This is a genomic window from Streptomyces sp. V3I8 (assembly GCF_030817535.1).
Classification (GTDB): Bacteria; Actinomycetota; Actinomycetes; order Streptomycetales; family Streptomycetaceae; genus Streptomyces.
On record NZ_JAUSZL010000002.1, the window covers coordinates 4,909,377 to 4,936,178 of the forward strand.

General features: G+C 71.8%; 23 protein-coding genes. 16 read left to right on the forward strand and 7 right to left on the reverse strand.

Annotated features, from left to right (window positions below; translation table 11 throughout):
• Positions 1-86 precede the first annotated feature (86 nt).
• The 7 genes from QFZ75_RS21820 to QFZ75_RS21850 all read left to right on the forward strand — a co-directional run bounded on the left by QFZ75_RS21820 (position 87) and on the right by QFZ75_RS21850 (position 6,562).
• Positions 87-1,316 carry an MFS transporter gene (locus tag QFZ75_RS21820; protein WP_307539355.1) on the forward strand — a complete coding sequence of 410 codons (1,230 nt, stop codon included), beginning with the start codon at positions 87-89 and terminating at the stop codon, positions 1,314-1,316.
• Entirely contained in the window at positions 1,267-2,439 is a 1,173-nt protein-coding gene (locus QFZ75_RS21825; RefSeq protein WP_307539356.1) for an acetoin utilization protein AcuC, read from the forward strand. The genes QFZ75_RS21820 and QFZ75_RS21825 overlap by 50 nt, the downstream gene beginning before the upstream one ends.
• 222 nt (positions 2,440-2,661) lie before the next feature.
• A complete protein-coding gene (locus tag QFZ75_RS21830; protein ID WP_307539358.1) occupies positions 2,662-3,477 on the forward strand; it encodes a phosphatase in 816 nt (271 codons plus the stop codon).
• Between the two features lie 129 nt (positions 3,478-3,606).
• The gene (locus QFZ75_RS21835) at positions 3,607-3,816 is read left to right on the forward strand and encodes a helix-turn-helix domain-containing protein (protein WP_093781815.1); all 210 of its coding nucleotides are present in this window, start codon (positions 3,607-3,609) and stop codon (positions 3,814-3,816) included.
• 167 nt (positions 3,817-3,983) lie between these two features.
• Complete coding sequence (locus QFZ75_RS21840; protein WP_003948845.1) at positions 3,984-4,082, forward strand: 30S ribosomal protein bS22; 99 nt, start codon at positions 3,984-3,986, stop codon at positions 4,080-4,082.
• Between the two features lie 331 nt (positions 4,083-4,413).
• A complete protein-coding gene (locus QFZ75_RS21845) occupies positions 4,414-5,475 on the forward strand; it encodes an NAD-dependent epimerase/dehydratase family protein (protein ID WP_307539360.1) in 1,062 nt (353 codons plus the stop codon).
• 25 nt (positions 5,476-5,500) lie between these two features.
• Positions 5,501-6,562 (forward strand): lysophospholipid acyltransferase family protein, encoded by a 1,062-nt coding sequence (locus QFZ75_RS21850; protein ID WP_307539361.1) that lies wholly within the window; start codon positions 5,501-5,503, stop codon positions 6,560-6,562.
• Positions 6,563-6,653: 91 nt separating this feature from the next.
• Here the strand turns inward: QFZ75_RS21850 and QFZ75_RS21855 are convergent, their stop codons facing one another.
• The 3 genes from QFZ75_RS21855 to QFZ75_RS21865 form a co-directional block, all read right to left on the reverse strand.
• On the reverse strand, positions 6,654-7,880 hold the full coding sequence (locus tag QFZ75_RS21855) for a DUF5667 domain-containing protein (protein WP_307539363.1): 1,227 nt from the start codon (positions 7,878-7,880) through the stop codon (positions 6,654-6,656).
• Positions 7,881-8,185: 305 nt separating this feature from the next.
• Complete coding sequence (locus QFZ75_RS21860) at positions 8,186-8,962, reverse strand: ECF subfamily RNA polymerase sigma factor, BldN family (RefSeq protein WP_307539365.1); 777 nt, start codon at positions 8,960-8,962, stop codon at positions 8,186-8,188.
• Between the two features lie 322 nt (positions 8,963-9,284).
• A complete protein-coding gene (locus QFZ75_RS21865; RefSeq protein ID WP_307539367.1) occupies positions 9,285-10,223 on the reverse strand; it encodes an HAD family phosphatase in 939 nt (312 codons plus the stop codon).
• 206 nt (positions 10,224-10,429) lie between these two features.
• Between QFZ75_RS21865 and QFZ75_RS21870 the strand changes: the two genes are divergently transcribed.
• From QFZ75_RS21870 to hemB, 6 genes are all read left to right on the forward strand, one after another.
• Complete coding sequence (locus tag QFZ75_RS21870; RefSeq protein WP_373465917.1) at positions 10,430-10,729, forward strand: glutaredoxin family protein; 300 nt, start codon at positions 10,430-10,432, stop codon at positions 10,727-10,729.
• A 363-nt stretch (positions 10,730-11,092) separates the two neighbouring features.
• A complete protein-coding gene (locus QFZ75_RS21875; RefSeq protein ID WP_307539371.1) occupies positions 11,093-11,866 on the forward strand; it encodes a redox-sensing transcriptional repressor Rex in 774 nt (257 codons plus the stop codon).
• The gene (locus QFZ75_RS21880; protein WP_307539373.1) at positions 11,863-13,752 is read left to right on the forward strand and encodes a glutamyl-tRNA reductase; all 1,890 of its coding nucleotides are present in this window, start codon (positions 11,863-11,865) and stop codon (positions 13,750-13,752) included. The genes QFZ75_RS21875 and QFZ75_RS21880 overlap by 4 nt, the downstream gene beginning before the upstream one ends.
• The gene (gene hemC, locus QFZ75_RS21885) at positions 13,749-14,711 is read left to right on the forward strand and encodes a hydroxymethylbilane synthase (protein ID WP_307539375.1); all 963 of its coding nucleotides are present in this window, start codon (positions 13,749-13,751) and stop codon (positions 14,709-14,711) included. The genes QFZ75_RS21880 and hemC overlap by 4 nt, the downstream gene beginning before the upstream one ends.
• A complete protein-coding gene (locus QFZ75_RS21890; RefSeq protein ID WP_307539377.1) occupies positions 14,708-16,396 on the forward strand; it encodes a bifunctional uroporphyrinogen-III C-methyltransferase/uroporphyrinogen-III synthase in 1,689 nt (562 codons plus the stop codon). Before hemC ends, QFZ75_RS21890 begins: the two co-directional genes overlap by 4 nt.
• Positions 16,397-16,529: 133 nt before the next feature.
• On the forward strand, positions 16,530-17,522 hold the full coding sequence (gene hemB / locus QFZ75_RS21895) for a porphobilinogen synthase (RefSeq protein WP_307539379.1): 993 nt from the start codon (positions 16,530-16,532) through the stop codon (positions 17,520-17,522).
• A gap of 24 nt (positions 17,523-17,546) precedes the next feature.
• Here the strand turns inward: hemB and QFZ75_RS21900 are convergent, their stop codons facing one another.
• Positions 17,547-18,266 (reverse strand): DUF4232 domain-containing protein, encoded by a 720-nt coding sequence (locus QFZ75_RS21900; RefSeq protein ID WP_307539381.1) that lies wholly within the window; start codon positions 18,264-18,266, stop codon positions 17,547-17,549.
• A 215-nt stretch (positions 18,267-18,481) separates the two neighbouring features.
• Between QFZ75_RS21900 and QFZ75_RS21905 the strand changes: the two genes are divergently transcribed.
• Together QFZ75_RS21905 and QFZ75_RS21910 are read left to right on the forward strand one after the other, a co-directional pair.
• Positions 18,482-19,777, forward strand: coding sequence for a helix-turn-helix transcriptional regulator (locus QFZ75_RS21905; protein WP_307539382.1), 1,296 nt, complete (start codon positions 18,482-18,484; stop codon positions 19,775-19,777).
• A gap of 147 nt (positions 19,778-19,924) precedes the next feature.
• Positions 19,925-20,827: an SAM-dependent methyltransferase gene (locus tag QFZ75_RS21910; protein ID WP_307539383.1), complete on the forward strand. Its 903-nt coding sequence runs from the start codon at positions 19,925-19,927 to the stop codon at positions 20,825-20,827.
• A gap of 4 nt (positions 20,828-20,831) precedes the next feature.
• On the opposite strand, the gene QFZ75_RS21915 is transcribed toward QFZ75_RS21910, so the two are convergent.
• The 3 genes from QFZ75_RS21915 to argS form a co-directional block, all read right to left on the reverse strand.
• On the reverse strand, positions 20,832-21,629 hold the full coding sequence (locus QFZ75_RS21915) for a DUF4253 domain-containing protein (protein WP_307539385.1): 798 nt from the start codon (positions 21,627-21,629) through the stop codon (positions 20,832-20,834).
• Positions 21,630-21,707: 78 nt separating this feature from the next.
• Positions 21,708-22,634, reverse strand: coding sequence for a phosphotransferase family protein (locus tag QFZ75_RS21920; RefSeq protein ID WP_307539387.1), 927 nt, complete (start codon positions 22,632-22,634; stop codon positions 21,708-21,710).
• A 237-nt stretch (positions 22,635-22,871) separates the two neighbouring features.
• Positions 22,872-24,662, reverse strand: a complete 1,791-nt coding sequence (argS, locus tag QFZ75_RS21925; protein WP_307539389.1) for an arginine--tRNA ligase — start codon at positions 24,660-24,662, stop codon at positions 22,872-22,874.
• A 328-nt stretch (positions 24,663-24,990) separates the two neighbouring features.
• Here argS and lysS point away from each other — a divergent pair, with 328 nt between their 5' ends.
• Positions 24,991-26,733 (forward strand): lysine--tRNA ligase, encoded by a 1,743-nt coding sequence (lysS, locus tag QFZ75_RS21930; protein ID WP_307539391.1) that lies wholly within the window; start codon positions 24,991-24,993, stop codon positions 26,731-26,733.
• Positions 26,734-26,802: the final 69 nt, after the last annotated feature.

The window sequence follows — 26,802 nt, forward strand, 5'->3', positions numbered from 1 at the left end:
CGGCCGAAGCCGGGCCCGAAGCTGAGCGGAATTCATCTTCTGCAGCGTCTACCCACGGGTAAGCCTGAGCCCTACGCTGAGCCGCCATGACAGATGTGCTCCGGCGCGGCCGGGCCTCGTTGGCGTTCGGCTTCTTCGCCCAGGGCGTCGCCTTTGCGCTGCTCGTGACACGTATCCCGGCCATCCAGGACCGCTACGGGGTGTCCGACGGGCTGTTGCCCGCCTTCCTCGCCGCCGTGCCGATCCTCGCCGGTGTCGGCAGCGTCTGCACCGAGCACCTGGTGAAACGGATACGGCCGAGTCACGTACTGCGGTGGTCGCAGCCGGTCGTCCTGCTCGCGCTGCTCGGGGTCGGGACCGGGGAGAGCCTGTGGGAGCTCGGACTCGCACTCGGCGCCTTCGGGCTGGCCGTCGGAGCCCTCGACGCGTCCATGAACATGCTCGGGGTGAGCCTCCAGCACGCGTACGGGCGCAGCATCATGCTCGGTTTCCACGCCGCGTTCAGTCTCGGCGGGATCGTCGGGGCCTCGCTGGCGTGGGCGGGGGCGCACTGGAACCTGACGCTGTTCGTGTCGTACCTGCCCGCGGTGCTGGTGCTGCTGCCCGCCGCGCTGGTGGGGAGCCGGTGGTACGTGGACGGGAGCGGGGCCGGGGGAGGAGGCCCGAAGGAACCGGTGTCGGAGGCGGCCGGCGGTGCGGGCGTCGGGTTCAAGCTGCTGCTGCCGCTGTGTCTGGTGATGGCCTTCGCGTACATCGGTGATTCGACCGTCTCCAACTGGAGTGCCAAGTACCTCCAGGACGTGCTCGGCAGTTCGGAGCAGCTGGCGACCGTTCCGTACAACGTCTACATGGTCACCACGCTCCTCGGGCGGGCCGTGGGGGACTTCGGGGTGCGGCGGTTCGGGGCCGTGGCGGTCGTGCGGCTGGGGGCGGTGGTCGCGGCCGCCGGCTTCCTGGTCGTGGCGGTGGCGCCCGGCCCCTGGGCCGGGATGCTCGGCTTCACCCTCGTGGGGTTCGGGCTGTGCGTGATCGTGCCGCAGACCTTCGCGGCGGCCGGGAGGCTGTTCCCCGGGACGGCGGACGCGGCCGTCGCCCGGCTGAACATCTTCAACTACGTGGGATTCCTGATCGGTTCGCCGCTGGTGGGCGTTCTGGGCGATGCGTGGAGCTATCGGTGGGCGATGCTCGTGCCCATGGCGCTGGTGCTGGTGACACTGTTCTACGCCCGCTCGTTCGCCTCCGGACCTTCCGGATACGGTGACGGGCATGAGCGGCCGCGCACAGCTGATGTGGGACGAGGCAGTAACGGGCTATGACTTCGGTCCGGACCATCCGATGGATCCGGTCCGGCTGTCGCTGACCCGGCGCCTGGTCGACGCCTTCGGGCTCGACCGGGAGGTGGACGTCGTCGCGGCCAGGGCCGCCGGGGACTCCACCCTGCGGCTGGTGCACCGGGAGGACTACGTCGAGGCGGTCAAGGCCGCCTCCGCGGATCCCCGGTCGGCGGACGCGGCGTACGGCCTCGGGACCACGGACGATCCGGCCTTCGCCGGTATGCACGAGGTGTCCGCGCTGATCGCCGGGCAGTCGGTGGGCGCGGCGGAGGCCGTGTGGCGGGGTGAGGCGCTGCACGCGGTGAACTTCGCGGGCGGGCTGCACCACGCGATGCCCGGGGGCGCGTCCGGGTTCTGCATCTACAACGACGCCGCGCTGGCCATCGCCCGGCTTCTCGAACTCGGGGCCGAGCGGGTCGCGTACGTGGATGTGGATGTCCACCACGGGGACGGGGTGCAGGCGGCCTTCTGGGAGGACCCGCGGGTTCTGACGGTCTCCCTGCACGAGCACCCGCGGACTCTTTTCCCGCAGACCGGGTGGCCCGAGGAGACCGGGGCCGCCGGGGCCGAGGGCTCCGCGGTGAACGTGGCGCTGCCGGCCGGGACCGGGGACGCGGGGTGGCTGCGGGCCTTCCACTCCGTGGTGCCCGAGCTGATCGCCGACTTCCGGCCGCAGGTGCTGGTCACCCAGCACGGGGCCGATACGCACTTCGAGGATCCGCTCGCCCATCTCGCCGTGTCGCTCGATGCGCAGAGGGCCGTGCAGGTGGCCTGTCATGAGCTCGCGCACGAGTACGCGCAGGGGCGGTGGGTGGCGCTCGGCGGGGGCGGATATGCCGTGGTGGACGTCGTGCCGCGGTCCTGGACGCATCTCGTCGCGATCGCGGCGGGGCGGGAGGTGGCGCCCTCGTCCGTCATCCCGGAGAGCTGGCGGCAGGAAGTGTTCGCCCGTACGCGGCAGTCGGGGCCCGCGCGGATGACCGACGGGCGGTGGCCCGTGTCGTTCGTGGGGTGGGAGGCGGGGTACGACCCGGCGGACCGCCTGGACCAGGCGGTGCTGGCCGCGCGGCGAGCCGTGTATCCCTTGCGGGGGCTACTGGCGTAGGGCGTTCGCGGGGGTGGGGCCACCCGGCTTTCCTCGCCCCGCCCCCCTTTCCCGTCCCGGCCCCGGGGGGCTGCCGCCCCCGGACCCCCGTGATCGCGCTGACGCGCTCGTCCTCGAACGCCGGACGGGCTGAAGGAGATGGCCGCGAGTCCGTTACGCCGACTGTGCGACCCCTTCGCCGTTCCGGGGGCGCTGTGTCGGCGCGTGCGGCAGCATCGACGCGTGCTGAGTACCGGAGCGTTACGGGCGCATCTGCTGGCGGTCGGGCTGGCCGGGGACGTGGCCACCTCCCGTGAGGTGAGCCTCAGGAGTTATCGGCTGTTCGCGGCCCGGGATCCGCGGGTGACGATCGGGATCGATCCTGAACGGGACTGGAAACAGTCCGATCTGATCGCCTTGATGGCGGACAAATGCGGGGTATCCGGCGATCCCCGGCATACCACCGGACCCGATGTGATCGATCCCGACCGGACCCTGGAGGCGCTCGACGCCTTCGCGGGACGGCTTGCGGAAGCCGCGCGGAACCGTTCGCCGGTGCTGTTCGGCACCGGACACCCGCATCGGCTGATCGGTTTCTACGCCACTCTCGCGGACGCTCTGTCGGCGGCCGGATGTACCGTCCTCACCCCCGCGTATGGTCGCTGTGTCGACATAACGACCCGGTTCGGCCTACGCACGTACAACCTTGCCTACGTACGAGGAGTCGCGCTGGTGCGGGAACCCGGGGCGCGGGACGCCGTCCGCGAGACCGGCGTGCACACGCACTCCCCCCTCCCGGTTCGGGCCGTTCTGGCCGCCGCGGCAGAGGCCGGCGGACCGCTTCCGGAACTCGTGGTGGGGGACCACGGATGGGTCTGCGGAGCAGGTCAGCTGGGGTTCGAGGCCATGGGGCTGGGTGACACCGACGATCCCGCGCTGTTCGTCGGCGAGGCGGAGGGGCGGGTGTCCGTCGTCGTTCCACTTGATGACGCTGTGCGGTCTGATTACTACCGACCGCTTACTCGCTATGTACTCAATCGAGCGTGTCTGTCACAGTAGGCCGCCGATGGGGGCTCCTCTTCCCCACTCGCATCACCCGCCCCTACTCTGGGGAGTGAGCACGCAACGACGAAGTGTTACCGGAAGGGGAAGCCGGTGACCGTCGAGTGCGGAAGGTTCAGGTGTGTCATGGCTGCAGGCGAGAGGCCTCTGAACGAGGTTCAGTTCCTTACCGTGGCGGAAGTCGCCTCGGTGATGCGAGTGTCGAAGATGACCGTGTACCGCTTGGTGCACAGCGGTCATCTGCCCGCGATTCGGGTCGGGAGGTCATTCCGCGTCCCGGAGCAAGCGGTTCACGAGTACCTCCGCGAGTCCTACGTGGGGGTGGAGACAGCCTGACGGCGGTCCGGGCGGGATCCCCGGGGCGGCTCGACGGCGTCCCCGGGATCCCGCCCGGAACCCCTCGATTACAACCTCCGGCGCTCAGGCGGGTAGGCTGGCCCCTCATAAGTCGTGTGGGCCCATGCAGCCCAGCAACGAGTAAAGAGAAGTGAGCGAGGGTAGTCGTGGGCTCTGTTATCAAGAAGCGGCGTAAGCGGATGGCCAAGAAGAAGCACCGCAAGCTGCTCAAGCGCACTCGCGTTCAGCGTCGCAACAAGAAGTAGTCGCGACCTGCGGCGGTCGCCCACCACGCGGAGGCGGGGCGTGGGCGACGTCGCGACAGTGCGCTCTGTGGCCCCCCACCGGTTCGGTGGGGGGCCACAGTCGTATGCGGTGAACCCCCCTGGTCCGTCCGGTGGAACGAACGCCGTGCGGGGGTCCGGGCGTACGTTCCGTGCGGCGGATGGCTCGGTCCGTCCGTATGTCCGGGCACGCCGTCACTTCATGCATCGGGCGGACGTCACAGCGCGACACCGACCCGCTAACGTGACCGTCACGGGGAACACGGCAGAGTACGAGCAGGTGTCGTCGACGGCTGGAAGGAAGGCGCTGATCTTGGGGAAGGTCGTGCTCGTGACCGGAGTGGCCCGTCATCTGGGGGGCCGGTTCGTACGACGCATCCAGCGTGACCCCGAGGTGGACCGGGTGATCGCCGTGGACGCGATCGCGCCGGAGCACCACCTGGGCGGGGCGCAGTTCGTCCGCACCGACATAAGGCAGCCCACCATCGCCAGGCTGCTCGCCGAGCACTCCGTGGACACGGTCGTGCACATGGACGTGACGGGCACCCCGCTGGGCAGCGGCAGCCGCGCCTCGGTCAAGGAGACCAACGTCATCGGCACCATGCAGCTGCTCGGTGCCTGCCAGAAGTCGCCGACGGTCAAGCGGCTGGTCGTGAAGTCCAGCACCAACGTCTACGGGTCGGCGCCCCGCGACCCGGCCGTCTTCACCGAGACCACCTCGCCCAAGTCGCTGCCCAGCGGCGGCTTCGCGAAGGACACGGTCGAGGTCGAGGGGTACGTACGCGGCTTCGCGCGGCGCAGGCCCGACGTCGCCGTGTGCGTCCTGCGGTTCGCCAACATCCTCGGTCCCGGCGCGGACACCCCGCTCGCCGCCTACTTCTCGCTGCCCGTGCTGCCGACCGTGCTCGGCTACGACCCGCGGCTGCAGTTCGTGCACGAGGACGACGTGATCGACGTCCTGCGGATCGCCTCGCACGAGCCCGAGCGGGGCACGCTCAACAGCGGCACGTTCAACATCGCCGGTGACGGCGTCCTGCTGCTCTCGCAGTGCGCGCGCAGGCTCGGCCGGCCCACGGTGTCGCTGCTGATGCCCGCGATCACCTGGGTGGGCTCGGCGCTGCGCACGGTGGGCATGACGGACTTCTCGCCCGAGCAGCTGCGACTGCTCACCCACGGCCGGGTCGTGGCGACGAACCAGATGCGCGAGACGCTCGGATACCGGCCGAAGTTCTCCACGGCGGAGGCGTTCGCGGACTTCGCCCGCGGCCGGGGTCCGGGACTGCTGCCCCCCGAGGTCCTCGCGGGGGCCGTCGACCGGATCGCCGCACTGCCCGCTCTGGGCGGCAACCACCCCCTGACGCAGAGCGCCGACTGAGCGCCAACCGAGGAGCGCATCAACGATGGCGGACGCCAAGGTCATTCCGTTCGACGACGACCGGTCCCGTGGGAGCGCCGCACAGCGGCCGCCGCGGCGGCGCAGCGGGGGGAACAGGCGCAAGAGCGAGCAGGCGGCGGTGCACGAGGTCCAGCCCCTGCCCGCACGAACGATTCAGCAGGATGATGTGGCTGTGACGCATGAGGAACCGGCCGCAGGACCGGCTGCCGTGGAGGAGCCGCGGGGCGACGGCTGGGAGCGGCGTGTCGCCGGCGGTCTGTCGTTCCTGCGGCGGCGCCTGACGGGCGACTACGAGGTCGACGACTTCGGGTACGACCAGGAGCTCACCGAGCAGGTCCTGATGTCGCTGGTGCGCCCCCTCTACGAGAAGTACTTCCGCGTGGAGGTCAAGGGCATCGAGAACATCCCGTCGGAGGGCGGGGCGCTGATCGTCGCCAACCACTCGGGGACGCTGCCGCTGGACGGCCTGATGATGCAGGTCGCGGTCCACGACAACCACCCCGGGAACCGGCACCTGCGGCTGCTCGCGGCCGACCTGGTCTTCATGCTGCCCGTGGTCAACGAGCTGGCCCGCAAGGCCGGGCACACCCTCGCGTGCGCGGAGGACGCCGAACGCCTGCTGCAGCGCGGTGAACTGGTCGGGGTGATGCCGGAGGGCTTCAAGGGCATCGGCAAGCCGTTCAGCGAGCGCTACAAGCTGCAGCGGTTCGGCCGTGGCGGGTTCGTGTCGACCGCGCTGCGCCAGGGCACCCCGATCATCCCGTGCTCGATCGTGGGGGCGGAGGAGATCTACCCGATGATCGGCAACGCGAAGACCCTCGCACGGCTGCTCGGGTTCCCGTACTTCCCCATCACGCCGACCTTCCCGTGGCTCGGCCCGCTGGGCGCGGTCCCGCTCCCGACCAAGTGGACGATCCAGTTCGGCGAGCCGATCCCCACGGACGGCTATCCGCCGGAGGCGGCCGAGGACCCGATGCTCATGTTCAACCTGACGGACCAGGTCAGGGAACAGATCCAGCACACCCTGTACAAACTGCTGGTGCAGCGCCGCTCGGTCTTCTTCTGACCGACGGCCCCGGAGAACGGCATGCCGGTACGCGGCTGGGGCGCCCCCTTTTTCCGGAAAAGGGGGCGCCCCAGCCGCGTACCGGCGGGATCTAGTCCGCGTCCTCGCTGTCGATGCCCAGGCCGGGGAGCAGGCCCGGAAGCAGGGGCGGCAGGGTGACGTCCGGCTCGGGCGACGGAGTGCCCTTGCCCGAGGGGCTGGCGCTGGTGTCGTCCTCGGGCGGGTCGAGGAGGCCGCCCGTGCTGCCGCCGAGCAGGCCGTCGTCCTCGGTCCTGGACGTGGACGGCTTGGGCTTGCCGCTGCCGGTCCCGGGGCGGTCGGACGAGTCGCGGCCGGTGGCGCTGGGCGGGGCCGGCCGGTCCGAGCCGGAGGAGCCGGGGGAGTCGGAGCTCGCGCCGCGGTGCCGGCCGGTGCCCTCGGGGACGGGCGGCTCCGGGAGCAGCGCGCGCAGCGGGGCGACCTCTTCGTCCATGGCGTCGAAGACCGAGCTGACCTGGCGGCTGACGTCGCCGAGCTGGACCGGCAGCCGGTCGCGCAGGGCGCCCCAGGCGTCGCGGTGCGACTGCGAGAAGGCGGAGAGCGTCTGGATGGGGCCCAGGGAGTCCGGGTCCCGCTCGTAGGCCTCGTGCAGCAGGCGGTGGCCCTCGGAGGCGTCGTGCTGCATGCCGGACAGCGCGCGCCGGATCTCGCCCAGGGACTCGTGGTCCAGGGGGCCCGAGCGGCCGCGCTCCATCAGGCGGCGCGCCTCGCTCAGCCGGGTGGAGGCCTGGTCGAGGTAGAGCTCACCCCGGTCGCTGTCGCCGGCGGCCATGCCCAGCCTGAGGTCCTCCATGCCGCGCTTGAGCCCGTAGAGCGAGTCACCGGGCAGGGCGTCGGAGCTGGCGGCGGCCACTCCGCCGAAGGCTCCGGCGGCCACGCCCACGGTGAGTCCGCCCGCGGCGAGCCCTTTCGACAGCCGGGAACGGGGCCGCAGTTTCCCCAGCCCGGTCGCCCTGTGCGCGCCCCGGCCCCGGTGGGACCGCTGCTCGGGCACCGCAGGGCCCGTCGCCTCGCCCGCGGCCGTGCCCTCCATGAGCATGGCCTCCATCGCGGCCACCAGCTGGGCCCGCTGGACGACCTTGACCTCGGGGTCCATCTGCGGTTTGGGCAGCTCGCCGAGGCCGGTCGCCAGGGACAGCATCCGGCTCTGCTCGGACCGGTCCGCGACGGCCGGAGCAGGACCTTCGGTCCGCTCGGCCGCCGTGTCCCTGTCGGAGCGCTCCTCCAGGGCCTGGGCGAAGGCGTTCGTCCGCCGGTGCGCCGATACGTTCGCGATCACTGGCGGCACCTCCTCTCGTCATGACGGTCGGCTCCCCAGGGGGTCCTGGGGGTCGCGCCCCGCGACCACGAGCACTCGGTCGAGTGATCGAAGACGGTCAGGGTGTGACCACAGGGAGCCTGTATCCCGCACAACGAGCGGCTCGGCACTTGGGTTACGGACGACGGATGATCGGACCGTGAAGTCAACCGGCTTTCACGGAGGGTGAGTTGGTAATCGCTGAGCGTACGGGTCGGTGCGGGGCCCCGCCGGGGACGGTCCGGCGGGCCGGCCGCGTGGCGTCGGGCCCGCGGGGGCGCGGGGTCTCAGCGGGCGTCTTCCGGGAGGAGCCGGGCCAGGGTCCGGACCGCACGGTACTGGAGGGTCTTGATCGCGCCCTCGTTCTTGCCCATGACACGGGCGGTCTCGGCGACCGAGAGGCCCTGGAGGAACCGCAGGGTCACACACTCCTGCTGCTGGGGGTTGAGGCGGCGGACGGCGTCCAGCAGTGCCGCGTTCGAGAGGGACTCCAGGACGGAGTCCTCGGGGGAGCGCTCGACCTCGTTGGCGTCGAGCATCTCGCCGGTGGTCACTTCGAGCCGGAAGCGGCTCGACTTGAAGTGGTCCGCGACGAGGTTGCGGGCGATGGTGACCAGCCAGGCGCCGAAGTCACGGCCCTGCCAGGTGAACGTCCCGATGCGGCGCAGTGCGCGCAGGAACGTCTCGCTCGTGAGGTCTTCCGCGGTCGCCTTCCCGCCGACGCGGTAGTAGATGTAGCGGTACACGGTGTCGCTGTACTGGTCGTAGAGCCGGCCGAAGGCCTCGGCCTCACCGGCCTGTGCGCGCTCCACGAGATCCATCATCCGGGCGCTGTCACTGTCTGCGGCCGGGCGGCGTGCGGGGGTGGCCGACGCGCTCGAACGTCCTCGTCTGCCGACCGCCGCGTTTCCGTCCGCCAGTGCGTAGCACGGGCCGACGGGCGCGACGGAGACAGCGAGGGCGGGGACGGCGTACGCGGTGGGGACGAAGCCGCGCAGACGGTCGAGGACCGTTGCGCGCAGCGTAGCCAGGCCCGAGGCGTCAACCCCGACGTGTGGGTACACGGGACTCCCAGAGGCAGAGCTTCCATCACGTGCAGTACCGGACCGTTCACCCGTCGTAGCGAAAGGTGGGGTCCGTTATGCGTCTGAGGAGAATAACGCTTCGTACAGGCAGTGCTACACCCAGTTGCTCAAATCATCGATTACGTCGCTTCTGTAACCGAATGGCACCTGGTGAAGTGCCGAATCATGACCGGTTGTTGATCGATTCGGTTCGTGTTCCGTCTGAGTCCAGGGCGTGTTGTGGCCGGGTCCCGTCAACAGCACTGCTGTGCCCGGAGGGGGCGCGGAAACCGCGCGGACGCCAGGGCCTGCCCGGCGGGCCCTAGCGGCGGCGGCGGTGCAGGGCGATGGCGGCGGCGGTGCCGCCGGCGACCGCGCCGACCCCGGCCGCGGCCGGAATGCCGACCTTCGCGGCCTTGCGGCCCGTACGGTAGTCGCGCAGCCGCCATTCGAGGGTGCGGGCGTGCTTGCGGAGCTTGGCGTCCGGGTTGATCGCGTAGGGGTGTCCCACCAGCGACAGCATCGGGATGTCGTTGTGCGAGTCGCTGTACGCGGCGCAGCGGTCGAGGTCCAGTCCCTCCGCCGCGGCCAGGGCGCGGACCGCCTCGGCCTTCGCGGGGCCGTGCAGGGGTTCGCCGACGAGTTTGCCGGTGTACACGCCGTCCATCGACTCCGCGACCGTGCCGAGGGCGCCGGTCAGGCCGAGGCGGCGGGCGATCACCGTGGCGATCTCGACCGGGGCGGCCGTGACGAGCCACACCTTCTGGCCCGCGTCCAGGTGCGCCTGGGCGAGTGCGCGGGTGCCGGGCCAGATGCGCTCGGCCATGTACTCGTCGTAGATCTCCTCGCCGATCGACATCAGTTCGGCGACGCGGTGGCCCTTGACGATGGACAGCGCGGAGTCCCGCGCGTCCTGCATGTGCTCGGGGTCCTCGATGCCGGCCAGCCGGAACCAGGCCTGCTGCCAGGCGAACCGGTACAGGTCGCGGGACTCGAAGAACTTCCGCTTGTAGAGGCCGCGGCCGAAGTGGAAGATCGCGGCGCCCTGCATCACCGTGTTGTCGAGGTCGAAGAAGGCGGCGGCCTGCTCGTCGCCGTACACCGGGAACTCCGGTTCGGCGGCTCCGGGCGCGCCTTCCTGCGCGAGCTCCTCCAGCACCTGGGAGGTCTTGCGCGCTGCCTCAGCCGAGGCCTCGCCTGCCAGCACGCTGCGCGCGGTGGCGGAGCGCCTGCGGGGGGTGAGCCATCCGAGAGCGGCCATGGCGTGAGCATAGCCAGTTTGTTCGGTGGGACCGGAGCCGGGAGGTTCGGATGCGGTGAACTCTCCGCGGCGGTGTCGTTAAGGAGTCCGCCCCTTCCGGACGCTCCTCCGGCCCGCTCTTTCCGGCTCCACCGGGGGCTGGGTGCCGGGCGCCGACCGGTGGGGGCCGGTCGCGCGGTTCCCCGCGCCCCTGACGGGGCGGGAGAATGAGGCGTATGAGTTCTGTTTTTCGGGGTCCGGGACGTCGGGCGGAGAAGAAGGTGCCTCGGGAGCGATTGGTCACGCTCATCGGGAAACCCGACTGCCATCTGTGTGAAGACGCACAGATCGTCGTCGAGAAGGTCTGCGGTGATCTCGGTGTCGTCTGGGAGAAGAAGGACATCACCCAGGACGCCGAGCTGCACCGGGAGTACTGGGAGCAGATCCCCGTGGTGCTCGTGGACGGGGCCCAGCACACCTTCTGGCGGGTGGACGAGGCGCGGCTGCGGCGCGCGCTCACGTCGTAGCGGCCGCTCCCGGGGGCCGGGAGCGGGACGGGAATGGCCGGAAGCGGTACAGGAGTAATGGATCTGTGGCCTGACCGAGCAGTCCAAGGCGTCCGGAAAGTCACTTAGGATCGAGGGCGATTCGGACTCGGGGGCGGGGATCGTAGAGGAGAGTGTGCGGTTTTGCCCCCAACAACCGAGGAACGACGGTGCGTGAGCGCCGGTTCCGTACCGGTGCGCCGGGGGCGCGTGACCCCGGTCACGTTGCCCGGGCAAATCGGACACCATCTTTGTGCACGCGTTCACAAAGACATAACCTGCATTCGACGGGGCGGTCCAGGGACGTGTGACCGCCTGCAGCCCCGCGCTACCCGCAGGAGCACCGTGGCAACTGGCCGAACTCACCGAACGGCGACCCGCGGCCGAGGGATTCCCGAGGCCACCGTCGCCAGGCTTCCGCTGTACCTCCGAGCCCTCACCGCTCTGTCGGAGCGCTCGGTACCCACGGTCTCCTCCGAGGAGCTCGCGGCCGCGGCGGGGGTCAACTCCGCGAAACTGCGCAAGGACTTCTCGTACCTCGGGTCGTACGGGACGCGCGGTGTCGGTTACGACGTCGAGTATCTCGTCTACCAGATCTCCCGTGAGCTGGGGCTGACCCAGGACTGGCCGGTAGTGATCGTCGGCATAGGAAACCTCGGCGCGGCCCTGGCCAACTACGGCGGGTTCGCCTCGCGCGGGTTCCGGGTCGCGGCGCTGATCGACGCCGATCCCGCGATGGCCGGGAAGCCCGTCGCCGGGATCCCCGTGCAGCACACCGACGAGCTGGAAAAGATCATCGACGACAACGGCGTGTCGATCGGGGTCATCGCGACACCCGCCGGCGCCGCCCAGCAGGTCTGCGAGCGGCTCGTCGCCGCCGGTGTGACCTCCATCCTGAACTTCGCGCCGACCGTGCTGTCCGTGCCGGACGGCGTCGACGTGCGCAAGGTCGACCTCTCCATCGAGCTGCAGATCCTCGCCTTCCACGAGCAGCGCAAGGCCGGCGAGGAGGCCGAGGCGCAGGCCGACGCCGTGCTCGAGGCCGAAGCCGCCGCCGCGGCGGCCAAGGACGCCGGGAAAGGGCCCGACGGGGATGTCCCCGCCGTGATGCCGGCATGAGTCTCCTCGTCGTCGGGCTGAGCCACCGCAGCGCTCCGGTCAGCGTCCTGGAGCGGGCCGCGCTGTCCGCGGACGCCCAGGTCAAGCTGGTCCAGGACACGGTCGCCGTCGAGCCCGCCTCCGAGGCCGCGGTCCTCGCCACCTGCAACCGGATCGAGCTCTACGCCGACGTGGACAAGTTCCACGCGGGCGTCGCCGAGCTCTCCACGCTGCTCGCGCAGCACAGCGGGGTCGGTCTGGAAGAACTCACCCCGCACCTGTACGTGCACTACGAGGACCGGGCCGTCCACCACCTCTTCTCGGTGGCCTGCGGGCTGGACTCGATGGTGATCGGCGAGGGCCAGGTCCTCGCCCAGATCAAGGACGCCCTCGCCGGCGCGCAGGAGCTGCACACCGCCGGACGCCTGCTGAACGACCTGTTCCAGCAGGCGCTGCGGGTCGGCAAGCGCGCCCACTCCGAGACCGGCATCGACCGGGCCGGGCAGTCCCTGGTGACCTTCGGCCTGGAGCAGTTCGCCGAGGGTTCGACGGTCGACGCCTGGGCCCGGGACAAGCGCGTCCTCGTGATCGGCGCGGGCTCGATGTCCTCGCTGGCCGCGGCGACGCTCGCGCGCGCGGGCGTGGCCGAGGTCGTCGTCGCCAACCGCACCTTCGACCGGGCCGAGCGGCTCGCCGAACTGCTCACGCAGCAGTACGGGCGGCGTTCCCCCGAACAGGACGGCTCCGGGGGCGGCACCGCGGTGGCGGCCCGTGCGGTGCCGATCGACGCGGTCGCGGATGAGCTGACACGTGCCGATGTCGTCGTGTCCTGCACCGGTGCGACGGGTCTCGTCCTCACGGCCGAGGTCGTCGCGACGGCGCTGGAGGGCCGCACGGCCCGGCCGCCGGTCACCGGCGACGGCACCCGCGCGACGGACGGCACCCGCGCGACGGACGGCACCCGCGCGACGGACGGCGCTCCGGCCCGTACGGCCGCCTCCGCCGCACGGGACGAACTGCCGCCCACGAGTGTCGGCACCGAGGACAACTGCCCCCTCGACCTCTCCGCCGTGCAGGGCACCGCCGGGTTCTCCGTGCTGGGCGAGGCCGCCGTGGCCGGCATGGCCGCGGCCGAGCTGGAGCAGCACGCCGCCTGGGTGGACAAGGGCGCCTCGGCCACGGGCTCGGCCACCGGGTCCGAGGAGCAGGCCGCCGACCCGGCCGCCGAGACCGCGGCCATCACCGCGCTCGCCGCCGCCGCGGCCGTTCTCGGACGGGTGCCCGAGCGGCGCCGGCCCGAGCCCGTCGCCGAGGTGCCCCGGCCCGCACCCGTCCTGTCGCTGCTCGACCTCGCCATGCCCCGTGACGTCGACGCGGCCGCGCACCGGCTGCCCGGCGTGCGGCTGGTGGACATCGAGTCGCTCGCCGAGGCGTCCGCGGACGCGCCCATGGCGGCCGACGTCGACCAGGTGAAGCGGATCGTCTCCGACGAGGTCGCCGCGTTCGGCGCCGCCCAGCGGGCCGCTCACATCACTCCGACCGTCGTGGCGCTGCGCACGATGGCCGCCGACGTCGTCGCGGGCGAGATCGCCCGGCTCGACGGACGGCTGCCCGGCCTCGACGACAAGCAGCGCAGCGAGATCACCCAGACCGTGCGACGCGTCGTGGACAAACTGCTCCACGCGCCGACCGTACGGGTCAAGCAGCTGGCCGCCGAGCCCGGCGGTGCCGGGTACGCGGACGCGCTGCGGACCTTGTTCGACCTGGACCAGGAGACGGTCGCCGCCGTCTCACGGGCCGATGACCGCGACGCCGACGGCAGTCGCGTCGACGGCGGGCGCGTTGCCGCCGGCACGACCTTCGACAGCAACAACTTCGAGAGCGCCGAGAACCGAGGGCGAGCATGACTGAGCAGGCACTGAGGCTCGGGACCAGGCGGAGCAAGCTCGCCATGGCCCAGTCCGGGCAGGTGGCGGACGCCGTGAGCCAGGTGACCGGACGGCCCGTCGAGCTCGTGGAGATCACGACCTACGGGGACACCTCCCGCGAGCACCTCGCACAGATCGGCGGGACGGGCGTCTTCGTGACCGCCCTGCGGGAAGCGCTGCTGCGCGGTGAGGTCGACTTCGCCGTGCACTCGCTCAAGGACCTGCCGACCGGGCAGCCCGACGAGCTGGCACTGGCCGCCGTACCCGTCCGCGAGGACCCGCGTGACGTGCTGATCGCACGGGACGGCCTGACGTTCGCCCAGCTGCCGGACGGCGCGCGCATCGGCACCGGCTCGCCGCGCCGCATGGCCCAGCTGAACGCGTACGCGCGCGATCACGGGCTGACCATCGAGACCGTTCCGATCCGCGGGAACATCGACACCCGCATCGGGTTCGTGAGCGGTGGCGAGCTGGACGGTGTGGTCCTCGCCGCCGCCGGACTGAACCGGGTGGGACGGACCGGTGAAGTGACCGACTTCCTGCCGGTCGACACAATTTTGCCCGCCCCCGGTCAGGGGGCCCTCGCGATCGAGTGTGCCGCGGACGACGCGGACCTCGTCGCTGCGCTCGGCGAGCTCGACGACCCGTTCACCCGGGCCGCCGTGACCGCCGAGCGGTCCCTGCTCGCCGCCCTGGAGGCCGGCTGCAGCGCCCCCGTGGGCGCCTTCGCCGACCTCCTGGCCGACGACGGGCAGACTGTCAAGGAAATGCGCCTGCGCGGCGTCGTCGGCACGACCGACGGCTCGACGCTGGTGCAGTTGTCCACCACCGGTCCCGTACCCGAGACACATGACCAAGCAATGGCGCTCGGCCGTGAACTCGCTGCCGAGATGCTTGCCAAGGGCGCGGCCGGTCTGATGGGGGAGCGAGTACATTGAGCCCCACCACCCTTCCCGTCGGCCTCGAACACGGGCACGTCACCTTCCTCGGTGCCGGACCCGGTGATCCCGGACTGCTGACTCTGCGCGCCGTGGAGGCGCTGGGGAACGCGGATGTCCTGGTCGCCGAACCCGAAGTGCTCGACGTCGTCCGCACGCACGCCAGACGAAACGTCGCCGTGCTCGACACCTGTACGGGCCCGAGCCCGGACACGCCTCAGCTGAAGGTGGTCGACGGCACGTCGACGACCCCTGGCGTCCCCGCGTCGAAGGACGCGGCCAATATTGTCATGGAGGCCGCACGGGGCGGCAGGCGGGTCGTCCGTGCGGTCGCGGGTGATCCCGGGCTCGACGCGTACGCCGCCGGCGAGATGCTCGCCTGCGCCGCGGCGGGGGTGCCCTTCGAGGTCGTCCCCGGTGTGGCCGCCGCTGTCGGTGTGCCCGCGTACGCGGGGGTGCCGCTGCGGGACGCCGAGGGCACGGACGTGCGGTTCGTCGACGCCCGTACGGCGTCCGCGCGCTGCTGGGCCGAGGTCGGGGTGTCCGACGGGACCGTGGTCGTCTCGACGACCCTCGACTCCGTGGGGGCGGCCGCGGGTGAGCTCGTCGCCGCCGGCCGCAAGCCCGACACCCCGATGACCGTCACGGTGGCCGGTACGACGACGCGGCAGCGGACCTGGTGCGCGACGCTCGGCACCATCGCGCAGACGCTGAAGCAGGCCAAGGTGCTGCCCTCGCCCGAGGGCGGCAGGCCGGTGATAGCCGTGGTCGGTGAGCGTTCCTCCGCCGCGCAGCGCGAGCAGCTCTCGTGGTTCGAGTCCAAGCCGCTGTTCGGCTGGAAGGTGCTCGTGCCGCGGACGAAGGAGCAGGCGGCGTCGCTCTCCGACCAGCTGAGGTCGTACGGGGCCGTGCCGCACGAGGTGCCGACGATCGCCGTCGAGCCGCCGCGCACGCCCCAGCAGATGGAGCGGGCGGTCAAGGGACTCGTCACCGGGCGGTACGAGTGGATCGCCTTCACCTCGGTGAACGCCGTCAAGGCCGTGCGGGAGAAGTTCGAGGAGTACGGGCTCGACGCGCGTGCCTTCGCGGGGATCAAGGTCGCCGCGGTGGGGGAGCAGACCGCCAAGGCGCTGATCGCCTTCGGGGTCAAGCCGGACCTGGTGCCCAGCGGTGAGCAGTCCGCCGCGGGGCTGCTGGAGGACTGGCCGCCCTACGACCCGGTCTTCGACCCGATCGACCGGGTGTTCCTGCCCCGTGCCGACATCGCCACGGAGACGCTGGTCGCCGGGCTCATCGAGCTGGGCTGGGAGGTCGACGACGTCACGGCCTACCGGACCGTGCGCGCTTCGCCGCCGCCCGCCGACACGCGTGAGGCGATCAAGGGCGGCGGGTTCGACGCCGTGCTGTTCACCTCGTCGAGCACCGTGCGGAACCTGGTGGGCATCGCCGGAAAGCCGCACAACGTGACCGTGATCGCCTGTATCGGTCCGGCCACCGCCAAGACCGCCGAGGAGCACGGGCTGCGGGTCGACGTCATGTCGCCCGAGCCGTCCGTGCACCGGCTGGCCGAGGCGCTGGCGGAGTTCGGGCTGCGGCGGCGGGCCTCCGCGGTCGAGGCCGGGGATCCGGTCACCCGGCCGAGCGAGCGGCGGCCCGGGTCCCGGCGCAGGCGTACCACCACGTAGCCGCGAGGCGCGTCGTGGGAGCGGGCCGTGCCGGTACGACGTACCGGCACGGCCCGCTCCCGTCGTACGCCGGGTGCCGCGCTCCGACTTCGCGTCGGTAAAGGTGCTTCCGGGGCGGGCGTAGCGTGGTGGTATGACGAGCTACGGATCCTTCCCTGGTACGCGGCCTCGGCGGTTGCGGAGCAGTTCTGTGATGCGGCGGATGGTCGCCGAGACCCGGCTGCATCCCGCCGACTTCATCCTCCCCGCCTTCGTGCGCGAGGGCGTGGCCGAGCCCGTGCCCATCGCCGCGATGCCGGGCGTCGTGCAGCACACCCGGGAGAGCCTGAAGAAGGCCGCCGCCGAGGCCGTGGCCGCCGGGATCTCCGGGATCATGCTCTTCGGGGTGCCGGAGGAGTCCAAGAAAGATGCCGTGGGGACGGCCGGGACCGACCCGGAGGGGATCCTGCAGGTCGCCCTGCGCGACGTGCGCGCCGAGGTCGGGGACGAGCTGCTGGTGATGTCCGACCTGTGTCTCGACGAGACCACCGACCACGGGCACTGCGGTGTGCTGGACGCCGAGGGGCGCGTCGACAACGACGCCACCCTGGAGCGGTACGCCGAGATGGCTCAGGTGCAGGCCGACGCGGGCGCGCATGTGGTGGCGCCCAGCGGGATGATGGACGGGCAGATCGGCGTCGTCCGCGACGCCCTGGACCAGATCGGGCGGGAGGACGTGGCGGTGCTCGCCTACACCGTCAAGTACTCGTCCGCCTTCTACGGTCCCTTCCGGGAGGCCGTCGGGTCGTCGCTGCGCGGTGACCGGAAGACCTATCAGCAGGACCCCGCGAATGTCCGGGAGTCGCTGCGGGAGCTGGCGCTCGACCTGGAGGAGGGCGCCGACATGGTCATGGTGAAGCCCGCCGGGCCCTACCTCGACATCCTGGCGCGCGTCGCGGACGCCGTGGACCTGCCCGTCGCCGCGTACCAGATCTCCGGGGAGTACTCGATGATCGAGGCCGCCGCGGAGAAGGGCTGGATCGACCGCGACCGGGCGATCCTGGAGACGCTGACGGGCATCAAGCGGGCCGGCGCGCGCAACATCCTGACGTACTGGGCGACGGAGGTCGCGCAGAAGCTGCGCTGAGCGCGCGCCGGGGCGGGGCCGCCGTCACCAGGAGAGGGCGTCCGCCATCGAGGCCTGCCAGTACGTGACGCGGATCGAGTCGTCGACGTACACGCCCTTCTTCGGCAGCGACGGCCTGGCGGGCGTCTGCGAGTCCGTGTCGAGGTAGAACGTCAGCGTCCTGGCCGTGTAGCCGTTGGAGCCGCTGCCGTCCGCCGCCGACAGCAGTACGCCCGCGTAGCCGGACTCGCCCGGCGCGAGGGTGACCACCGCCTGCGGCTTGGAGTCCTCGTAGGCCGGCGGCACCGACTGGGCCGCGCCGAGGCGGACGGCCGGGTAGCGGACCAGGTCGCAGTTCTTCGAACCGGTGTTGGTGACGGTGAGGAGGAGGTGGTTGAGGGGGCGGTCGACCACGGTGGCCGTCGTGCGGATGTCGGTGCAGGGCGTGAGGGCGGCGGACGGGTCCCCCGCGGAGCCGGAGGCCCCGCCGGCGCCCGACGATCCCCGCGGGCCCTTGGCGCCGGTCGAGCTTGAGATGCCCGTGCCGCCTTCGTCGTTCTTCGCGGCCGCCGTGTCCGCGTGGCCCTTGCCCGTGGACGTCCCCTTGCCTTCCTCGGACGTGGACGACGTGGACGAGGAGCTCTTCGACGCACCCTCGTCGCGGACGCCCTCCGAGCTGTTGCACGCGGTCAGGGACAGCGTGGCGACGGTGAGCGCGGCGGCGGCGAGCAGCTGGGCACGGGTGCGGGTGGTGCGTGCGGACATGGGTGATCCCCCTGGTGCGGTACGGGTGGTGGCACGGACCGCTCGACCGGGTGCCGGGAGCGGCGTGCTTGGATGGCCCAAGCTTGTGCGGCGGTCCGTCCCGGCCGCCACACCGGCCGGGATCTTCGGGACGCTGGAATGACTGCAACGGCCCTGACCTGGGGGAACGGCCTGCCCCTGGAATGCGGGTCCGGGACGCCGACAAGGGAGAAACGGTGGCGGGGGACGAGTTCACGGACCTGCTGGGGCGGCTGAAGGAGCGGTCCGGGCTCAGTTACGGGGTCCTCGCGAAGCGGCTCCACACGAGTGCGTCCACGCTGCACCGGTACGTCAACGGGGACGCCGTTCCGACGGATTACGCGCCCGTGGAGCGGTTCGCCCGGCTGTGCAGGGCGACGCCTGAGGAACTGGTGGAACTGCACCGGCGGTGGATCCTCGCGGACGCCTCCCGGGGCCAGAAGCCCGCGGTGCCCGGGACTCCGGCCGCTTCGGCCGCCTCCGGGGCGCAGGGCGCGGATCCGGCGGACGGTCCGGGCCCGTCCGCCCCCGTCGGGTCGCCGGCCCCGCCGGCCGCCGCGGGCGGGGCGGCCGTACGGCGGCGGCGTACCGGCGTCCTTGCCGGGGCGGCCGTGGCCGCCGCCGTGGTGGCGGCGCTCGTGGTGAACCTCGTGCCGGACGGGGGCGACGAGGGGCGCGGGCGGTCGGTCGGGGCCGCCGGATCCGCCGGAGGCCGTCCGGAGACCGGTGCGTCCGGCGACGCGAAGGGCAGGTCGGCCTCACCGTCCGCCTCGCCGTCCGGGAAACCCTCGGCGTCCGCCTCGCCCGCGCCCTCGCCCTCCGTCTCCCGGAGCGGCGCGGCCCGGGGCCCGGGGCCGGACGCCGCGAGCGACGGCGGCGCCACCGCACCCACGGTCGCCGTCGACGCGTACAGCTGGGAGGACCAGTGCAGCCAGCACTACCTCGTCGACCGCGGGCCCGGGCAGGTGCCCCCGCCGCCGAGCGAGCCGGACGCGCGCGGGTGGGTCAACGCGCTCGGCGGGGTCGCCGCCGGACAGCAGATGCTCACGCTGACCGTCCAGGGCGCGGGGAGGGCCACCGTCGTCCTGGAAGAGCTGCATGTACGGGTCGTCGCCAGGGGCGCGCCCCTGGCCTGGAACGACTTCGCGATGGGCGTCGGCTGCGGTGGCGGTGTGCGGACCGCGTCGTTCGGGGTGGACCTCGACGACGGGCGGCCCGCGACCTCGCCCAGGGCCGGGCAGCGCGACTTCCCGTACAAGGTCAGCGAGACCGACCCCGAGGTCTTCCACGTCTTCGCGGACGCCCGCACGCACCACGTGAGCTGGTACCTGGAGCTGGAGTGGTCGAGCGGCAGCCGGAAGGGCACCCTCCGCGTCGACGACCACGGCAGGCCGTTCCGTACGAGCGGCCACGTGGGGCGGCCCGCGTACACCTACCCGCTCGGCGACTCCGCCTGGGGGCGCGACGAGTACCGGCCCGACGTCCCCGGATGAGCGCCCGGGCCACGGACGGGTGACCAGGTGCCGGGCGGGTGACCAGGTCCCGGATCGCGCGGCCGGGGCACCATCAAGTCGCCCCGGGAGTTAGGTTGTTGCCCGTTGACGGACCCCTTTCGACGCGACTCCCCAGGGAGAGACCCCATGCCCGGTGACGCTCTCAGCCAGGACCCCGCCGAGCTGAGAAGGAGGATCGACACGAGCAAGGCGCACCCGGCCCGCGTCTACGACGTCTTCCTCGGGGGCAAGGACAACTACCCGGTGGACCGGGCCGCGGCCGCCGCCGCGCTCGCCGCCAACCCGCGCGGCTACCTCGACGTCCGCCACAACCGCGACTTCCTGCGCCGCGCCGTGAACACACTGACCGGCGAGGAGGGCATCCACCAGTACCTGGACATCGGCACCGGGCTGCCCACCCAGGAGAACGTGCACCAGATCGCCCAGCGCATCGCCCCCGACTCCCGTGTCGTGTACGTCGACAACGACCCGGTCGTCCTCGCCCACGCGCGCGCCCTGCTCACCAGCGGGTCCCGGGGCCGCACCGACTACATCGACGCCGACCTGCACGACCCGGGACAGATCCTCGAAGAGGCCGCCAGGACCCTGGACTTCGGGCAGCCGATCGCCCTCGCGCTGGTGGCGATCCTGCACTTCGTCGAGGACGAGCGGGCCTACCCGATCGTGCGCGAGCTGATCGACGCGCTGCCCCCGGGCAGCCGGCTCGTGCTCAGCCACCTCACCGAGGACCTCAACCCGGAGAACGTCCGCGCGGTCCAGCGGACGTACACCGAGCGGGGCTTCACCTTCGTGCTGCGTACGAAGGCGCAGGTCGAGCGGTTCCTCACCGAGAACGGCCTGGAGGTGGACGAGCCCGGCGTGGTCCCCGCCCACCGCTGGCGGCCCGACAACGCGGCGCCCGCGCCCGAGCGGGCCGAGGACGGCTACCTCGACACCCTCGACGACATCGAGAAGGTCCGCTACCGCGACATCGGCGACGTGACGGACGCGGACATCAACGTGTACGCGGTCACCGGCCGCAAGCCCTGAGCGGTCAGTCCCACCAGAAGGTCCAGGAACGTGCGCCGAGCACCTCGCGCTCGGCGTACGCCCGCAGGGAGGCGTAGCCGCCCTGCGTGATGTTGTCGGGGCAGAACGCGTAGTGCTCGGCCGCCACCGCCCCGGCCTCGGCCGGGCCGCGGGGCGGGGCCGCGACGGAGACGACCAGCTGGTCGAAGCCGAGTGCCACGACCCGGACGCCGAAGCGGTCCTCCCAGGACCGCAGGACCGCGCACAGCTCCGCCACGTCGTTCACGTGGTTGACCGGGCCGCACCAGCCGAGCGCGGCCGGGATGTCCGCGCTGCGGCGGGCCGGGACGAGCGCGAGGCGCGGCTCCTCCAGCGGGCCCGCCCCGCCGGTCAGGGCGTCCGTCACCTCGGCCGCCCACACGTCCGGGTCGACGTCCGGTACGCCCGCCGCGGCGAGACCGGGCCAGTCGGTCTCCCGCACGTCCGCCGCGCACTCCTCCCAGAGCTCCGCCAGCACCTCCTCGGCGTCGTGGTCACCCGGGTAGGACGCGAGGTCCGGGCGCAACTCCCACTTGTCCGGGTGCGATTCGCTGTCACGGCGTCCGCCGACCAGGACCGGGTACAGACCGGCCGTGCGGCGCGCGGACGCCAGCCGCAGCCAGTCGCCCGGCGCCGCCGGGCCGTGGGCGCGCCACAGCAGCGGTTCGCCGTGGGGCCCTTCGACCGTCGTGTCGAGCAGGGCGCCGGGCGGCAGGTCGAGGCCGAGCGGGCGACCGGTCGGGTCGGCCGCGAGCTTCGGCAGCTGGTTCGGAAGAGTCGCCATGCCCATGACTCTAGAACCCGTCACCGACAACGGTCCCGGGGGCCGTCACCGGACCGGACGTCCGCGGCCGACGCCCCGTCAGCCGGTGCCGAACCACGTCTGCGCGAGCGAGTCCAGCGTCGGCAGCGGCGGTTCGGGCAGCACGCGCAGGTACGTGGGCAGGTCGCTGTAGACGTGCAGCAGCGTGTACGCCATGAGCGTGTGCGGGTCGAACGGCGGGCGCCCGTAGGCCTCGTAGAAACGTTTCAGGAGCCGGGGCTGCCCGCATGAGACGAACAGGCCGACGCTCACGAAGTCGTACGCCGGGTCGCCGATCATCGCGGGCTCGAAGTCGAACAGGCCCGTCAACCGCCAGCTGTCCGGTTCCACGGTCAGGTGCTCGCGCATGAACTCGGTGTGCAGCAGCACCCGCCGGGCCGGCGCGGCCAGCGGCACCGAGCTCAGGAACCACGGGATCTGGTCGAGCCACGCCTTCGGCAGCCCGCACTCGCGCTGCTGCTCCACCGCGTTCACGCGCTGCGCGTCGACGAACTGGCCCCAGTCGGCCGGGCCGGCGAAGCTCGCCAGCGGGGCGGTGCTCAGCGCGTGCAGGGCCGCGAGCGTCTCGCCGGCCTCCGTGACGAGCCGGTCCTGCTCCGCCGCCGGGATCCGCGGCCACGCCTGCGCGAGGCTCTCGCCGGGCAGCCGGGACATCAGGACGAAGGACCAGCCGTTCTTGTACGCGCCCGCCGAGTACAGCTGCGGTGTCGGCACCGGCAGCCTGCCGTACACATGCGTGAGCATCCGCTCCTCGCGCCGCGCGTCGAGCTTCTCGAAGGCGGGGAACAGCTTCAGTACGTGCGCGGCGCCGATCGCGTACACCGGCAGCGAGCCCTCGACATAGCGGACCATCGGCTTCGGGACCAGCCCGAGGCGCTCGCACAGGTCGGCGACGGCCGGCCGCAGCAGGGCCTCGTCCCGGACGACGTCGGCCAGCTCCTCGCCGGTCTCAACGAGTGGCAGCACGGGCGGCCACCCTCCGGTCGGCCGAAGGGGCGGAGAAGGGCAGTGCGGTGCTCATTGCGCTCCCAGCGTGCGGTCCAACAGGGCCCGTGGGCCCCCGGAATCCGGGGCGGGCGGCCCCGCAGCATCGCATCATGCGGGGTGCGCCCCGGGACCTCAACCTTTGGCCAGCGCTGTGACGTGCGGACACACGGCAGCCCTTCACCCGAACGGGTGAAGGGCTGCCGTCGTGGTGCGAGGTCAGAGGCGGTCGGGGGTCCTGATGCCGAGCAGCGCCATGCCCCGGTGGAGCGTGCGGGCCGTCAGGTCGACGAGGAACAGCCTGTTCTCGACGACCTCCTTCGGGTTCGCGTCGCTCAGCACCTGGCACTGGTCGTAGAACGTCGTCAGGTGCGACGCCAGCTGGTAGAGGTACGAGGCCAGTTTGTGCGGCTCGTAGCCCGCGGCCACGTCCAGGAGCAGCTCGCCGAACTGGTCCAGGTGCAGCCCCAGCGCACGCTCCGCCGGAGCCAGCGCGAGCTCCGGGTGGGCCAGCGGACGCGCGTCCCCGGCCTTGCGGAGGATCGACTGGATACGGGCGTACGCGTACTGGAGGTACACGCTGGTGTCGCCGTTCAGCGACACCATCTGGTCCAGGTCGAACTTGTAGTCCCGCACCGCGGACGTGGAGAGGTCCGCGTACTTCACGGCGCCGACCCCGACGAACCGGCCGTTCCCGACGATCTCCTCCTCGGACAGGCCCACCTTCCCGGCCTTCTCGCGGACCACCGTCGTGGCACGGTCGATCGCCTCGTCCAGCAGGTCCACCAGCCGGACCGTCTCGCCCTCACGGGTCTTGAACGGCTTGCCGTCCTTGCCGAGGACCGTGCCGAAGGCCAGCTGCCGCGCCTTCGTCTCCCCGTTCAGCCAGCCCGCCCTGCGCGCCGTCTCGAAGACCATCTTGAAGTGCAGGGACTGGCGGGCGTCGACCACGTACAGGAGCGTGTCCGCCTTCAGGTCGAAGACGCGGTTCCTGATCGCGGAGAGGTCGGTGGCCGCGTAGCCGTAGCCGCCGTCCGACTTCTTCACGATCAGCGGGACCGGGTTGCCGTCCGGGCCCTTGACGTCGTCGAAGAACACGCACAGCGCGCCCTCCGAGCGGACCGCGACGCCCGACTCCTCCAGGAGGCGGCACGTCTCGTCCAGCATGTCGTTGTAGCCCGACTCGCCGACGATGTCCGCGTCCCGGATCTCCATGTCCAGCTTCTCGAAGACCGAGAAGAAGTAGACCTTCGACTCGTCCACGAACCGCTGCCAGATGGCGAGGGTGTCCGGGTCGCCGGCCTGGAGGTCGACCACCCTGCGGCGGGCCCGCGTCTTGAACTCCTCGTCGGAGTCGAAGTGCGTCCGCGCGGCCTTGTAGAGGCGGTTGAGGTTCGACATCGCCTCCTCGCCCGTCTCCGCGGTGCCGTCGCCGGCGTCGCGCGCGCTGCGGTCCAGCTCGTGCGGGTGCTCGTCCAGGTACTGGATCAGCATGCCGAACTGGGTGCCCCAGTCGCCGATGTGGTGCCGCCTGACGACGCTCTCGCCGACGAACTCCAGGATCTGCGTGACCGCGTCGCCGATCACCGCCGAGCGGAGGTGCCCTACGTGCATCTCCTTCGCGACGTTCGGCTGGGCGTAGTCGACGACCGTCGTGCCGGGGTGGTCGAGGAACGGGACACCGAGGCGGTCCGCGGGGTCCGCGGCGCGGGCCGCGAGGGTCTGCGTGATCGCCCGGTCGGTGACCGTGATGTTCAGGAAGCCGGGGCCCGAGACCTCGATGTCCCCGATCAGGTCACCCTTGACGACCTGGTCCACGACCCGGGTCGCGAGGTCCCTGGGGTTGGCCTTCGCCTTCTTCGCCAGGGCGAGGATCCCGTTGGCCTGGAAGTCGGCCCGGTCGCTGCGTCGCAGCAGCGGGTCCGCGTCCGCGGTCTCCGGCAGGGCTGCCGTGAGCGCGGCCGTCAGGCGCTGGTGGACGTGGGCGGTGAGGGACGTGACCGGGGCCATGGAGTGGATGCCGTTCTCCTGGTGGGTACGGGTGGGTGCGCCCAGTATCCCACGGGGGGTAAAGGGGTTTTCGCCCCCGCCGCCCCTGCCCTTCCCGTCCCCCGGGGCTGCGCCCCCGGACCCCCCTGTCGCACCGGCACGCTCGTCCTCGGACGCCGGACGGGCTGGATGCGCAGCCCGTCCGGCGCCCGAGGACCGGGGGTTCGGGGGCCGGCCCCCGAGGTGAGGGAAAGCCGTTTTCGTGGATGCGGCGGTAGCTGGGAGAATGAAGCGGTCAGCCGTGCGAACCGTACCGCCGGCCCATGACACCTCCTGAGGAAAGAAGGACGTGCCGATCGTGGCTCAGAGCACCGAGACCACCGACTGGGTCTCCCGTTTCGCGGATGAGGTCATCGAGGAGTCGGAGCGCCGAGCCCCGGGCAAACCCGTCGTCGTCGCGTCGGGACTGTCCCCCTCCGGCCCCATCCACCTCGGCAACCTGCGCGAGGTCATGACCCCGCACCTGGTCGCCGACGAGATCCGCCGCCGCGGCCACGAGGTCAGGCACCTGATCTCGTGGGACGACTACGACCGCTACCGCAAGGTGCCGAACGGCGTCCCGGGCACGGACGCGTCCTGGGCCGAGCACATCGGCAGGCCCCTGACCTCCGTCCCCGCCCCGGCCGGCTCCCCGTACCCGAACTGGGCCGAGCACTTCAAGGCCGCCATGGTCGAGGCGCTGGCGGAGATGGGCGTCGAGTTCGACGGGATCAGCCAGACCGAGCAGTACACGTCCGGGGTCTACCGCGAGCAGATCCTGCACGCCATGAAGCACCGCGGTGACATCGACGCGATCCTCGACCAGTACCGCACCAAGAAGGCCCCCGCGAAGAAGCAGGGCCAGAAGCCCGTCGACGAGGCCGAGCTCGAAGCGGCCGAGGGGTCCGGCGCGGCCGCCGAGGACGACGGCACCGGCTCCGCCGGGTACTTCCCGTACAAGCCCTACTGCGGCGGCTGCGGCAAGGACCTCACCACCGTCACGGCCTACGACGACGACACCACCGAGCTGACGTACACCTGCACGGAGTGCGCCTTCTCGGAGACCGTCCTGCTCAGCGAGTTCAACCGCGGCAAGCTGGTCTGGAAGGTCGACTGGCCGATGCGCTGGGCGTACGAGGGCGTCGTCTTCGAGCCCAGCGGGGTCGACCACTCGTCCCCCGGGTCGAGCTTCCAGGTCGGCGGGCAGATCGTCGGGAGTATCTTCGGCGGCAAGCAGCCCATCGGGCCCATGTACGCCTTCGTGGGGATCTCCGGGATGGCGAAGATGTCGTCCTCCAAGGGCGGGGTGCCCACCCCGGGCGACGCGCTGAAGATCATGGAACCGCAGCTCCTGCGCTGGCTCTACGCCCGCCGCAGGCCCAACCAGTCGTTCAAGATCGCCTTCGACCAGGAGATCCAGCGCCTGTACGACGAGTGGGACAAGCTGGCGGGGAAGGTCGCCGACGGGTCCGCCCTCCCGGCGGACGTCGCCGCCCACGCGCGCGCCGTCGGCACCGCCGCGGGCGCGCTGCCGGCGACGCCCCGCGCGATGGCCTACCGCACCCTCGCCTCCGTCGCCGACATCACCGCCGGCGCCGAGGACCAGACCCTGCGCATCCTCAGCGAGCTCGACCCCGCCGACCCGCTCACCTCGCTCGACGACGTCCGGCCGCGGCTCGACAAGGCCGAGGCCTGGATCAACACCCAGGTCCCCGCCGACCAGCGGACCGTCGTCCGGGACGAGGCCGACACGAAGCTCATCGAGTCCCTCGACGACCAGGGCCGCGCCTCGCTGCGGCTGCTGCTCGACGGCCTCGACACGCACTGGTCGCTGGACGGGCTCACCCACCTCGTCTACGGCGTTCCGAAGGTCCAGGCCGGCTTCTCCGCCGACGCCGGCCCCAAGGAGCTCCCGGCCGAGATCAAGGTCGCCCAGCGCACGTTCTTCGCGCTGCTCTACCACCTGCTGGTGGGCCGTGACACCGGCCCGCGCCTGCCCACCCTGCTCCTCGCGGTGGGCCAGGAGCGGGTGAGGAAGCTGCTCGGCGCGTAGGCCGCGGGTCGCGGCAGTACGTACTGGTCGTACGTGGTCGTACGTGGTCGTACGTGGAGGGGGCGCCCG

Bases quoted from the DNA above. Each gene is read 5' to 3' on its own strand.
- QFZ75_RS21850 (WP_307539361.1), top strand. From the start codon at position 5,501: ATGGCGGACGCCAAGGTCATTCCGTTCGACGACGACCGGTCCCGTGGG.
- QFZ75_RS21915 (WP_307539385.1), bottom strand. From the start codon at position 21,629: ATGGCGACTCTTCCGAACCAGCTGCCGAAGCTCGCGGCCGACCCGACC.
- argS (WP_307539389.1), bottom strand. From the start codon at position 24,662: ATGGCCCCGGTCACGTCCCTCACCGCCCACGTCCACCAGCGCCTGACG.
- QFZ75_RS21870 (WP_373465917.1), top strand. From the start codon at position 10,430: ATGAGGCGTATGAGTTCTGTTTTTCGGGGTCCGGGACGTCGGGCGGAG.
- QFZ75_RS21910 (WP_307539383.1), top strand. From the start codon at position 19,925: ATGCCCGGTGACGCTCTCAGCCAGGACCCCGCCGAGCTGAGAAGGAGG.
- QFZ75_RS21865 (WP_307539367.1), bottom strand. From the start codon at position 10,223: ATGGCCGCTCTCGGATGGCTCACCCCCCGCAGGCGCTCCGCCACCGCG.
- QFZ75_RS21825 (WP_307539356.1), top strand. From the start codon at position 1,267: ATGAGCGGCCGCGCACAGCTGATGTGGGACGAGGCAGTAACGGGCTAT.
- QFZ75_RS21880 (WP_307539373.1), top strand. From the start codon at position 11,863: ATGAGTCTCCTCGTCGTCGGGCTGAGCCACCGCAGCGCTCCGGTCAGC.
- hemB (WP_307539379.1), top strand. From the start codon at position 16,530: ATGACGAGCTACGGATCCTTCCCTGGTACGCGGCCTCGGCGGTTGCGG.
- QFZ75_RS21820 (WP_307539355.1), top strand. From the start codon at position 87: ATGACAGATGTGCTCCGGCGCGGCCGGGCCTCGTTGGCGTTCGGCTTC.
- QFZ75_RS21900 (WP_307539381.1), bottom strand. From the start codon at position 18,266: ATGTCCGCACGCACCACCCGCACCCGTGCCCAGCTGCTCGCCGCCGCC.
- hemC (WP_307539375.1), top strand. From the start codon at position 13,749: ATGACTGAGCAGGCACTGAGGCTCGGGACCAGGCGGAGCAAGCTCGCC.
- QFZ75_RS21835 (WP_093781815.1), top strand. From the start codon at position 3,607: ATGGCTGCAGGCGAGAGGCCTCTGAACGAGGTTCAGTTCCTTACCGTG.